The following is a 12,324-nucleotide window of genomic DNA, read 5'->3' as shown; positions in this document are numbered from 1 at the left end:
TATTTTTCCTGTGTAATTACATCTAATACATCCTGCGCCAGTCCCTTATCTTTCCAAGATCCAATTACATCTGAAAATCCAGATTTGTCGGCCTGATACATAGAACACAACGCCGTCGCTTTTTGCAAATTAATTTCTTCAATTTTCATCTTTTTCAGCACATCTTTAATATCACTTCTATATTCCGAATAGCAAATATAAAGTGGCTGCATTTTTTCTAGTAATTTGCTATTCTTCTTAAATTCTTCTATGAGTGCATCTAATATCTTTACATATTTTATATCTTTATTCTCCTTAAGTTTTTTTATTAACCGGCTATATTCTGTAGTACGCTTTGATTGTAGAATTTTATTAAATATCGTTAGCTCTGCTTTCCCTAAAGAATCTGATACACTCACATTTATATCTAATGATTCTCTAGTTAAATAAAAATATTTAAGCAAATCTTTTTCATATATATCAATAGGATCTGACTTCAACCATCTAACAAGCTTTTCATCTGACCACTTTCTGTATTCTTCTGGCAATTCTTCATCGTTTCTTGAAATATTTGTTATAGTTTCTAATTCTTTTATTTTGGAATTCTTCTGATTTTCTATAGCCCATTTATACAATTCTTTGAATCGACTCATATCAATATATTCTAAGGTCATAAGTTTTGCTAAAATTGCATAATCAAATGTTCTATCTGTTTTGTAATATATTTCTGCTAGACTTTTTCTTATCAAAAATGAATTAAGAAAACGTTTTGCTTGTCTTGGATTACCCTTTAATATACTTGCGATTACGTCACTAGTTTTACCAATAATGTCAAACATTTTCTCGAATTCATCTATTGTACCCTTATCTAATATAGTATAATCATATTGTTTAAAGGCTGATCTTACAAACTCAAGATCTATTTTTATTCCATTTACAAAGACATTGGTTTCTTTAACTTTAGCCAAAAGAATATCCAATTGATTTTCTTTTGTTGAAGGAACTCTTTTGGACAAAAAAAGTTCACATATTAACAATAGCAAATAATTTTTTATATCTGTTTCCGATAACTCTGGTATACTTATCGGTAACTGAATAATCTTTTCAATATAACTGTCTGAAAAATCTTCTGAGTCCTCTGTGATTTTAGGGTATTTGTTTTCAATAGAATATTTCATAACTTGATTATCTATCGCTATTATAAATGTCGTTTTAGGAACAGATAAAAATAATTTTACAGCTTCCAGTGTTTCTATTACACGTTCAGGCGTACATCTATCCAAATCATCTATCATGACAATCAGATTATCTATTTTTGATTTATCAATCAAATCACTGAATTCTTTTCTAAAAAGCCGAATATTTTCAACAGTAGTATCCTTATCTTCCTCGACTTCTTTCTTACTCCAGACTTGTTTTATATCATCTAAAATTTCTTTTCTTTTTGCTTTTGAAAAATATTGTGCCATAGTAAGTGTAGCTGTCGCCGGATTTATTGCGCTCATAACTAAAGGCATTCCATGTTTTATTGCTGTTGCCCCTAATTTCATAAAGTTAATTCTTCCAATCAAACTCCTTATTTCATCCTTAAGTCCTTCAAAAGCAGGCTGATTATCCATAAGAGTTCGAAGCAAGCTTTCCATAATCGCACTTTTAGCATCATCATACCCTTCAAACACCCAAGAATTTAATGATATGCAGACAAATTTTTTCTTTGTTTCGTCTCTTTCTTCGATATTTTTTTCAACTAATTTTAATAATGTAGACTTCCCGGCACCCCATCGACCAAACAAACCAATAGTTAATGGGTTTAATCGTTCATTTGCTGTTATATTTGTAATTAATTCTGCAAAAGGACTATATGCTAATAAATCAATTTGAGATTCTTTATCTAACCACATAAATCCATTCCTTTCTTCTTTAGCTAAAAATAATGTTAGCACAATGTGTCATTCAAAAAATGTTTCACTATTTCTAAAATACTATCAAATCATCCGAAAATGTTTCAACGCTTCCCTTATAGCCGCTTCTTTCTCTGGCGGACATTTCGGCTGTCTGGACTTTTCCGATTTCGGCATGTTATAATTTGCCCTCTCAATAATACCGCATTTTTGTTTTACCTGTGCGATATACAAGCTACTGACTTTCAATCCCGTATGCTCCAACACATAATCCTTGATTTCCTCATATGTTGCTTTGCTCTCCGCCGCAGTCAAATCCATCTCGCTTATTTCCAATTCCACTTCTATATTCTGTTTTGTATGAAGTTTTGAAAGCAACACGATACTTTCACAATGAACAGTCGAAGGAAACATATCCACCCCACAAGCCCGTTCCACCCTATACCCGCATCCCTGCAGCAGTTCCAAATCTCTCGCCAAACTAGTCGGCTTACAGCTAATATAAACAATCCTCTCCACCCCAAAGTCAATAATCTTTTGAAGCGCCTTCGGATGCACTCCATCCCTGGGCGGGTCAAGTACAATAAGATCCGGCTTCTCCCTCAATCCATCCACTACCTTCAAAACATCCCCGGCAATAAACCTACAATTCGAAAGCCCATTAAGCTCCGCATTCACCTTGGCCGCCTCCACAGCCTCCTCCACGATCTCCACTCCCACAACCTGCTCCGCCACCGGCGCAAGCATCTGAGCAATGGTCCCGGTCCCACTATATAAGTCAAAGATCACCTTATCTTTCGTATCTCCAATATAAGCTCTTGCCGTCTCATAGAGCACCTCCGCCCCCAGAGAATTGGTCTGAAAGAAAGAAAAGGGCGAAATCCGGAACTTAAGCCCCAAAAGCTCCTCATAAAAATAATCTCTGCCATAAAGAAGCTCTGTCCTGTCACTTTGAACCACATCCGCCAAGCTGTCATTATAAGTATGAAGAACCCCCACAAGCTTCCCGTCAAGGGGAAGCTCCAAAAGCCGTTCCAGCCAGGGCACATCCGGAACCTCCATTTGACTGCTGGTCACAAGCACCACCAGAATCTCCCCCGTCTTGACGCCCTTGCGCACCAGCAAATGACGCAGATACCCCATATGACGCAGCTTATGATAAAAAGGCACCTTCTCCTCTTTAAAATAGTCCAGCACACAGGAAAGAATCTTCCGATAATCTTCATCCACAATCCGGCACTGTTTCACCGTCACAATATCATAAAAGCTCCCTCTCTTATGCATACCAAGGGCAAGCGGCCCATCCTTCTCCTCGTCACCAAAGGAAAATTCCATCTTATTCCGGTACATCTCACCATGCGGACTCTCCTTCACCCCTTCAAACAGATAAGGTTCCCCAATGGCACTGTCCAGAAGCTCCTTCAGCTGATTGCTTTTCAGCCGAATCTGCTCCTCATAAGCCAGATTCTGATAGGTACATCCGCCGCAAACCGCAAAATGAGGACACGCTGGTTCTATTTCCAGAGGAGACCGCTCCAGGACCTCCAGGAGCCGGCCCTCACATTTGCCCTTGCGGATCTTGTTTACCTGAAAACGAACCTTCTGCCCAGGGACCGTATGCTTTACAACAACATTCCGCTCCTCACAGGTCACAATCCCTTTATTGGGGAAGTCCACTTTCTCTACCATACCTTCATAAATCTGTCCTTTTTTCATCCCGTTCTCCTCATAATTTTTATATTTCATAGTCCTATACTGCTTCTATTTCTTTTTCTCTCCATCATCCTTCGGCCATTGAAACAGGACCTGTCCCACCAGCGCTCCGCCGCCGAATATGAGGATGAGCATCAGCAAGTAAACATACAAGCTTGTTGCCCGAAATATAAACTGCATATTGGAAATAATAGATGCCAAAATAATTACAATCCCAATTCCGGTTAACAGTTTTGCCCCCACTGAGTCCACATTCAAAAACAGCCAAATAATCCCTGCAATAAAGGGAATCACAATCAAACCGCCGCCAAATCGAATGCCCATAAACCGAAGTCCGAAATAGGTGCTCACAGTCACATTAGACAAAAACCAATATAGCCCCAACGCCAGCATAATCATCCCAATTACAAACTGCCCCAATGGATTTCTCCTTTTCTTCATCAAACGTACCTCCCTCATAGATCAGTATACAATTAAGAAAGAATCTTGAGTCACTTTATCGACCTGATTCCTCTCCGCCCCGGTGCGGTAAATATATTTTATCCCAGAAAAAATTGTAGGGTCTTCCTATTGCGATAAGAAAAAGGGCTGCCGCCTCTGCTGCAACCCCTTCCATACTCTCTTATTCTTCCTCGTCGTCTCCGTCCTCAAAGAAGTCATCGTCAAAATCGTCATCGAAATCATCTTCAAAGTCTTCCAGATAATCCGGAGTAAAGAAACGATACACGGCATAAGCGATAGCCGCTACGGCTGCAACCGCTCCGATGATTGCCAGAATCCAAAGAACCGTATTTTTATTCTTCTCATCTACCTCTCTCTTATGAATCAGCTCATTCAACTTTGTTGCTGTCAGAAAATCTTCCATCTTATTCATTGCACGCACCCTTTCCTAATCGTTAATTGCAATTCATGCTTCGCCCTTGGCTCACACTTACTAAGTGTTCATATTATACCACAACTACATTCAAATTACTATCATTTCCGAAAAATTTATTCTCACAATTTCCTTAACTTGGCAAAAGAAGCAAACAACCGCTTAATCCCGGCTGTGTCAAATTCCACCTTGACCTCGTAATCTTTCTTTCCCTCCGTAATCTCCAATACGGTTCCCTCTCCAAACTTAATGTGGCGTACCCGATCACCCACCCCATATTCCAGTCCGGAGGCTTTTTTCACAATAAGGCTCTGAGATTCATAGGGCTTGGCCCGAAAGCTCTCTTTTGACTGTATCCAGGCAGCCTGCTTCGGAACATTCACAGGCTTTGCGGGGCCTTCCTTTTTCTTCTTGGATTCCAAATATTCCTCCGGAATCTCACGAATAAAGCGGGAAACGGCATTGAACATGGTTTCTCCCCGGACCATTCTCTGACGGGCCGCTGTCAGCATCAGCTCTCTTTTCGCCCGGGTAATCCCTACATAACAGAGCCGCCGTTCTTCTTCCAGTTCTTCCTCCGGATTGTCCCCATTGAGAGACATGTAGCTTGGAAATATCCCTTCCTCCATACCTGCCATATATACATAAGGAAATTCCAGTCCCTTAGCGCTGTGCAGGGTCATCAGCACCACATAATTACTGCTTTCTTCCAGACTGTCAATGTCAGCCACCAGCGCAACCTCTTCTAAAAATCCGCTTAAAGTAGGCTCATCGGCTGTCTCCTCATAGGCTGCCAGCTTATTGAGCAGTTCATCAATATTCTCAATCCTGCCCTTGGCTTCATCTGTCCCCTCATTTTCCAGATCCTTAATATAACCTGTCTCATCCAAAAGTGCTTTCGTCAGTTCAGTCAGGGACATCTCCTTAAGCTGGCTTCGCATATTCTGAATCAATGTGGTAAAAGGCTTAATCTTCCCGCCGCTTCGCCCAAGATTGGGAATCTCCTCAGCCCGAAGAAGAGCATCATAAAAGCTGATGCCATAAGCTCCTGCATAATCCTGCACCCGGTTCAGGGTGGCAGCTCCAATCCCCCGCTTCGGTACATTGATAATTCGGCGGACAGCCACCTCATCCTTTCCATTGTCAATGGTTTTGAGGTATGCCAGCACATCCTTGATTTCCTTTCGGGCATAGAAGTTTACACCGCCTATCAGTTTATAAGGAATCCCTGCTATAATCAGCTTTTCCTCAAACAAACGGGATTGGGCATTTGTTCGGTACAAAACAGCATGATCCTGATAATCCGCTTCACCTTTTCGTACATGGCTGCTGATATCTCCTATAATATGCTCCGCCTCCTCAAATGCATTGAGAAGCAGGTGGAACCCTATGGGCCTTCCCTCCTCGTTTTCTGTCCAAAGCCGCTTTTCTTTCCGCCCATAGTTGTTGCGGATCACCTCATTTGCAGTATTCAGGATATTTTGAGTAGAACGGTAATTCTGCTCCAGCTTAATTACCTTCGCATCGGGAAATACCTGCTCAAAATTCAGGATATTGTAAATATTCGCCCCGCGGAACCTGTAAATGGACTGATCGTCGTCGCCCACCACACAGAGGTTTCGGTATTTTCCTGCAAGAAGGCTGATCAGCTTAAATTGTACTGTATTTGTATCCTGATACTCGTCCACCATCAGATAGCGAAACCGCTCCTGATAGGAGTTCAGAATTTCCGGACAGTTCTGAAACAGTTCTACCGTCTTTACAATCAAATCATCAAAATCCAGAGCGTTATTTCTTCGAAGCTGGGCCTGATATTCCCGGTAGGCTTCTGCCACCCGTTTTTTCTGAAAATCATTTTGTGCCGCCATCTCCATTTCCAGAGGGCTAATCATTTCATCCTTTGCTCTGGAAATAACACTTAACAGGTAACGCTCCTTAAAAATCTTTGTGTCGATATTCAGACGCTTGCACACATCCTTCATAACTGTCTTCTGATCATCCGCATCATAGATGGAAAATGCAGTGTCAAAGCCCAGATGCCCGATATAACGGCGCAGAATCCGCACGCAGGTAGAATGGAAGGTAGCCACCCATACACTGTCAGCTCCCTGGCCCACCAAATTGTTTACACGCTGCCGCATTTCTCCTGCCGCCTTGTTGGTAAAGGTAATCGCCATAATATTCCATGGACTTACCCCCTGCTCCATCATCCATGCAATCCGATGGATCAGAACTCTTGTCTTTCCGGAACCGGCTCCTGCCAAAATCAGAAGCGGTCCTTCTGTGTGAAGCACCGCTTCCTTCTGCTCCGGATTTAAAGTATCATATATACTCATTGAAGTCTCCTGTATCTTTGTGATTAAATGTCCGGTCACAAAACCAATTTATGTGGATTATACCAGCTTTCTTCCGCAATTTGGGCAGAAATTCGCTCCGTTTGTCTTAGTCCCGCAGTCCGGACAGAAATTGGGAGCCGTTCCCCCCACGGCTGCCTGCGGCTGCGAAGCTGCTGCCTGATTCTGCTGCATCTGAGCTGCCATCTGCTGCCCCATTGCCATTCCCATAGCAATACCTGCCATGTCAGAAGCTGCACCGCCGCCCTTCCCGGCAGCGATTGACTCACCCATGGCTACCTGCTGAAAACGTCCCACATCGCCGATCATACTCTGGGCCGCCGCCTTTTCTGCCATCTTCTGCACTTCCTGGGGATAATTAAAGCTGGAAATAGCAAAGCTTGTGATGCTGATTCCGATTTTCAGCATCTCCATATCCAGATCCTCCTGAATGCCCTTTCCTATCTCGGAAGCATTGACCTGAAGGTTAAACATATCCCTGCCTTCTTTTGCAATCCATTTCATCAGAAGCTGATCCAGCATAGAGGTAATGCGCTCCTTTACCTCATCCATCGTATACTGCTGGCGGATTCCGGCTATACGCTCAATAAAGACATCATAGTCCGCCACCTTACAGCTAAAGGTCCCAAAGGAACGAATGGGCATGCCGCCCGGAAGCCCCGGCGCCGGAATCAGCACGGGATTCTTGGTACCCCATTTTACCAGAACTTCTTTTGTGTTGATAAACAGTACCTCTGCCCGAAGGCCGCTGTTAAAGCCGAACTTAAAGCCCTTCAATGTGGACAAAAAAGGAATGATCTGGGACTCAATATCATAGCTTCCATCATCCCTAAACAGTCCCTCCACTTTACCGTTATACAGGAAAATGGCATCCTGCCCCGGACGGATAATCAGGCGGCTGCCCTTTTTTATCTCTTTATTGCTCCATTTCCAGAAAAGTATATCGTCCCGAAATTCCTGCCACTCCACTACATTGGCAAATTGTCCTCCAAATAAGCCCATGCTGCATCCTCCTCTATCTCATAATCATATATTTGCCCTTCTTCCCAGGCAGGCAAAGTATCTGCCCTCATATCAGGGCCGCTGCTGAACCAATATACCAGTGCCACAATAAGCAGAACCAGCAGCACAATGGCACCAATCCGCACCGGGCTTTTGGGATAATCTCCCTCCACCCTTCCGCTCTGTCCATTAATCAGCACCCGGTAGTGCTTCCCTTTATAGGTATAAGCAGTTGAATACATGGGAAGCAGCACATGCTTGTAGGTCTCATCCCGATAGTCTGCCTGAACATGGATATTGCTTACTTCATCATATCTGCCAAGGACCTCACTGCGGGCCATGCTCTCAAGCTCCCGCTCCATGGTTCCCACTGCTTCCCGGTGGGCGTCATCCAGATCCACCGTGTAACACTCTGCACTATAGCCGGACAGATATTCCGGCGCATAAGAAACTACTTGCTTCGTGCCAAAATATCCGGTACGTCGCAGCAGCTTTGAATCCATTTTCTCTGAACCCGGTACAAGAACATCATCAAAAAAATGACGGATGCTTCCGGAGGTAGGGTACCAATCCGTAACTACCTCCCGCACTTCCTTTCCGTCCGGTCCTTTTCGGGTCACAGTCCGGTGCTGTCCTCCCATGGCCGTATAACGGGCATTTACCTTTGCATCAAAAGTCCAATAGGGCACGTAGATCCCCTGAAGCCGGTCCTTCTGATAGAGATGCTTCAACTGGCCGGGAGCAAGCCACCGGCCTTTCATCCACTGACGAAACAGTTCCCCTACCCGATTCTTATCTACCTGAAAGGGCAGAACTCCATCGGGAAGTACCGCATCCGCCTCCCGTTCTGCCAGCACATAGTCCGAACCGCAATAAGGGCACTCAGCAGCCCTGCTGGTACCCTCTACTTCTATCCTGGCACCGCAGCCCTTACATTCCATAGTATGTGTTGTCTTCTCGCTGGCCCGAATTGTTCTCATGGCATGATGAGTAAGACTGTGCTCTACCAATTTACGCTCATCATGAGCAATGGGAACCACTCTGTCACAGTTGGGACATTTAAGGCTCTGCGTAGCTACGTCAAACTCCATGACACCGCCGCAGCCCTCGCAGTAATAGATTTTTTCTTCCATGCTTTTACAGTCCCATCTTCGCCTTTAGAGCTGCCAGCTCATCATCTACAGAAGAAGTATCCTCATCCCCGTCATATTTTGCTGCCAAAGCATCAATGCTGTCTGCCTCAGAATTCAATTCTGCCATAGCATTAGCCTCATCCAGCATCCGATCCACCTTTGCCTCCATGCGGTCAAAGGCTGCCATAGCTTCCCCTGCGCCAGAGACATTTGTGCCCATCTTGTTGAGCTTTTCCTGGGTTTTGGCTACGGCTGCTTTAGCCTTGATCGCATCACGTTTTGCCTGAAGTCCTTCCAGATCCTTGGCCAGCTTATCGTGCATTTCCTTCATCTTGGCTGCATTTGCTGCCGCCAGATCGTAAGCCTGCTGCAAGCCTGCCTGTTTGTTGGTCAACTCGCCCTTTTTCTCCAGGAATCTGCGGGCATCACTCTCATTGCCTGCCATCAGTGCTTTCTCTGCATACTTCTGCATCTTGGCAATCTCATCCTGACATTCGGCAAGTTCCCGCTTTGCCTTGGTCTCCGCCGCCATCACTGCCGCAGTCTCTGCCTTTACGCCCCGCATGTCTTCTTCTATATCCCGAATGTATTTGTCAATCATCTTTTCCGGATCTTCTGCCTTATCCAGAAGTGCATTGATATTTGCTGACATGATATCGCCAAATCTTTTTAAAATATTAGCCATTTTATGTATCCTCCTAATTTCAGTTCCCTAACCCTATTGGCATTGCAAAAAGGGTTATTATTTTGAGTTCTACAGGTTTCATTCCTATTATAATACATCTCAAAAGTCCTGTCATTCTTTTTATTTTCCAAAAAAGAAAAACACAGGAACCTGTTGTCTTACAGGTTTCCTGTGCTTTTTCTACAGGGGATGAGAGAATCGAACTCCCACTAAGGGTTTTGGAGACCCCTGTCATGCCATTTGACCAATCCCCTAACTAAAACGTACTTATTATTTATACCACACCAGTATGTCTCTGTCAAGGTCCAAATTTCTCTCTCATGAAAATAATTCATCACAAATTATCCTTCTGACTCACTTCCATCTCGCAGACGGCTTCCCAGAATGCGGAAAAGAACCCCTGCTCCAAGGATCCCCACCAGGTAAAGCTTTCCTGAAGTCTCTGTCACCAATGGCAGCAGAATACCCAGAATCGGAACGGACAGTCCTACCCTGCCGATAACATTATTGTATGCAATGGGAAGCATATCGTTTCCCGCATTTGCATCGCCTTTGGTGAGAAGTTCCTGCTCTTCCTTATGATTCTCCACAGCCCGATGTGTAATGACTGCGGAAGAATCATGACCGCCATAAAATACGATCACATCGCCGGCTTCTATCTCCTGCGGATTAATCCGCTTGGCATAAACTACACTGCCGACGGAAATCGCCGGCTCCATACTGCCGCTGACAATAGCGTAAAGCTCATACCCCAGCAAACGGGGCACCGTCAGCGGCAGGCAAAGAGCTACAACCAACAGGAGTAAAATCAATCCAAAACCGCTGCATATAGAAGACAGCTCAAAATGCTTTTCCTTTTTCTTTAATTGATCTCCCAATTGTCTATTTCCTCATTCACATGTTTCTTTTTCCAGAACATAATTCCCATTCCAATCAATGCCGCAGCAGCAGATACGCCTATCAAAATAGATGCACCATAGACAAAGCGTCCCTCTGAATTGATAATGAGCTCCTTTAGGTTTGCCAGAGGCACTTCCTCGTCATCCAGATCCACCAGCTCTCCCGGCGCCTGAGGCACCGGATCATCCTGAATGGTCGTTGTTTCAGCTTCTGCATTTTCAGCGTTTTCACCCTCTGCTGCCTCTCCGTCCGTGTCTGCATTGGCATTGGCATTTGCCCCGCCGCCTGTTCCTGTGCCATTTCCTCCGCTTGCATTGCCCTCGCCGGAAATTATCGTAACGCTGCCAGGAACAGCCGTTGTGGTATTGCCGCCTCCTGTCACGGTTGTAGTATTCACTCCGGCCGCTGCCCTGCGATACACAAAGGTGAACTCATTTTTCGACTCATCACTTACCAGTGTCCGGGTCAGATTGTATGCCTGAGGCTCATAGCCTTCAATGTAAAGAAATGCCATCACAGGCTTATCTCCCACATTGCCATAATAGGTTTCGCTGGGTGCCAGCGTATTGCCTGCCTCATCCCTGTAATTTACATGGTAAGCTGCCATATCTCCTTTGATGCCATAGGCTACCACGTAGTCCCGATCACTTTCCACAAGGATAGAATTACTCCTTACCTGCTCCACTGTATTGTTATCACGGCCGCTCTGACGGATTCCCTTTACATAATACTTACTGTCCTCCGGAAGCTTTATAAGGGATACTGCATTAAAGCTTACTCGATCCCGATAGCTTAAGCCGCTGATGGTGATTCTGTCCTGACTGCTTGTAATCATATATCCGGAAGAAAGGCCGGACAAATCTCCAATACCTGAGAACTCCCCCTGATTGCCTGCATAAAAGGTCAGGGTATAGGTATAGGAATCCCCTTGTGCTGCGCCGCTTTCTAAAGGAGCCGCCGAAAAAAACAAGCATAGGGACAGAACAATAAACCAGATTTTACGACATCTACTCATGTTCCTCTCCCCCTTTTCGCCTGCGGCTTGCAGTCGCCAGTCCCATAAATCCGATACCGCTCACCAACGCCAGCAGCGACCAAAGCAGTATGCGGGTCTGATCGCCTGTCCGCACATCATTTCCCACCTTATAAATCTCATTGTCCTCCCGGACGCTTCTGGCATTGGATGATGTGGCTGTGTTTGTATCTCTAAGCTTCTCCACTGCAAAATTCATCTGAAGCTTAGCAATGGTATTCTGATAAGTATTTCCATGAGTTTCTCCATCCAGGGCTACTTTTAGGGAAATGGATGCCTTTTCCCTGCTTGCCAGCTTATCCAGATAAAAGTAATCCTTCAGGCTGTCTGTGGCTTCATGGAGTCCTTCCCCGGCTCTGGTAACAGTCTCACCGCCTACATTTTCGCTGCTGTAGAGGGTTTCCTCCTGTCCGTTGCTGTTCTTATATGTCAAAATATAAGTATAAGCGCTGCCCTCTGCCACCTTCTGGCTGTCCTCCAGGCTTTGGAGCACCTCATTGGTCATATACCAGTCGGTAGATGACGTGTCATTATTTTCCAGACTGATACGAAAGGTAACACTGTCTCCAGGCTCCATTTTTGAAATAGCTTCTGCAACATCAGACGAATTAAAGTTACTTTCCATCTTATTCCCGGTAAACCGGACATACCAGCCCTTTCCGCCTATAAGTTCCTCCGCATGTACAGTCAAAACACTTCCTGCTGCAAGAAGCAGGATCAGAAACAGGCTGCAAAACTTTTTCTTCATTT

At 44.6% G+C, this 12,324-nt stretch carries 11 protein-coding genes and 1 tRNA gene; all 12 read right to left on the bottom strand.

Annotated features, from left to right (window positions below; translation table 11 throughout):
- The coding region (locus tag VSQ61_RS15170) for a KAP family P-loop NTPase fold protein (RefSeq protein ID WP_334345236.1) at positions 1–1,880 on the bottom strand (1,880 nt) is incomplete at its 3' end.
- 84 nt (positions 1,881–1,964) lie between these two features.
- A complete protein-coding gene (rlmD, locus tag VSQ61_RS15165; protein ID WP_334345235.1) occupies positions 1,965–3,596 on the bottom strand; it encodes a 23S rRNA (uracil(1939)-C(5))-methyltransferase RlmD in 1,632 nt (543 codons plus the stop codon).
- A gap of 45 nt (positions 3,597–3,641) precedes the next feature.
- Entirely contained in the window at positions 3,642–4,034 is a 393-nt protein-coding gene (locus VSQ61_RS15160) for a hypothetical protein (protein ID WP_334345234.1), read from the bottom strand.
- A gap of 181 nt (positions 4,035–4,215) precedes the next feature.
- The gene (locus VSQ61_RS15155) at positions 4,216–4,467 is read right to left on the bottom strand and encodes a DUF4366 domain-containing protein (protein WP_334345233.1); all 252 of its coding nucleotides are present in this window, start codon (positions 4,465–4,467) and stop codon (positions 4,216–4,218) included.
- Positions 4,468–4,589: 122 nt separating this feature from the next.
- Complete coding sequence (gene pcrA, locus VSQ61_RS15150; RefSeq protein WP_334345232.1) at positions 4,590–6,803, bottom strand: DNA helicase PcrA; 2,214 nt, start codon at positions 6,801–6,803, stop codon at positions 4,590–4,592.
- Between the two features lie 57 nt (positions 6,804–6,860).
- Positions 6,861–7,823 carry an SPFH domain-containing protein gene (locus tag VSQ61_RS15145; RefSeq protein ID WP_334345231.1) on the bottom strand — a complete coding sequence of 321 codons (963 nt, stop codon included), beginning with the start codon at positions 7,821–7,823 and terminating at the stop codon, positions 6,861–6,863.
- Positions 7,790–8,956 carry a TFIIB-type zinc ribbon-containing protein gene (locus tag VSQ61_RS15140; RefSeq protein WP_334345230.1) on the bottom strand — a complete coding sequence of 389 codons (1,167 nt, stop codon included), beginning with the start codon at positions 8,954–8,956 and terminating at the stop codon, positions 7,790–7,792. The genes VSQ61_RS15145 and VSQ61_RS15140 overlap by 34 nt, the downstream gene beginning before the upstream one ends.
- 4 nt (positions 8,957–8,960) lie before the next feature.
- A complete protein-coding gene (locus tag VSQ61_RS15135) occupies positions 8,961–9,641 on the bottom strand; it encodes a PspA/IM30 family protein (protein ID WP_334345229.1) in 681 nt (226 codons plus the stop codon).
- Between the two features lie 183 nt (positions 9,642–9,824).
- Positions 9,825–9,895, bottom strand: a tRNA-Trp gene (locus VSQ61_RS15130).
- An 87-nt stretch (positions 9,896–9,982) separates the two neighbouring features.
- Positions 9,983–10,519: a signal peptidase I gene (locus VSQ61_RS15125; RefSeq protein ID WP_334345228.1), complete on the bottom strand. Its 537-nt coding sequence runs from the start codon at positions 10,517–10,519 to the stop codon at positions 9,983–9,985.
- Positions 10,504–11,556 carry a MucBP domain-containing protein gene (locus tag VSQ61_RS15120; RefSeq protein WP_334345227.1) on the bottom strand — a complete coding sequence of 351 codons (1,053 nt, stop codon included), beginning with the start codon at positions 11,554–11,556 and terminating at the stop codon, positions 10,504–10,506. The genes VSQ61_RS15125 and VSQ61_RS15120 overlap by 16 nt, the downstream gene beginning before the upstream one ends.
- Positions 11,549–12,322 (bottom strand): hypothetical protein, encoded by a 774-nt coding sequence (locus VSQ61_RS15115; protein WP_334345226.1) that lies wholly within the window; start codon positions 12,320–12,322, stop codon positions 11,549–11,551. The genes VSQ61_RS15120 and VSQ61_RS15115 overlap by 8 nt, the downstream gene beginning before the upstream one ends.
- Positions 12,323–12,324: the final 2 nt, after the last annotated feature.

The organism is Candidatus Merdisoma sp. JLR.KK006, assembly GCF_036941035.1.
GTDB lineage: Bacteria > Bacillota > Clostridia > Lachnospirales > Lachnospiraceae > Laedolimicola.
This window is presented reverse-complemented; position numbering and strand designations above follow the sequence as displayed.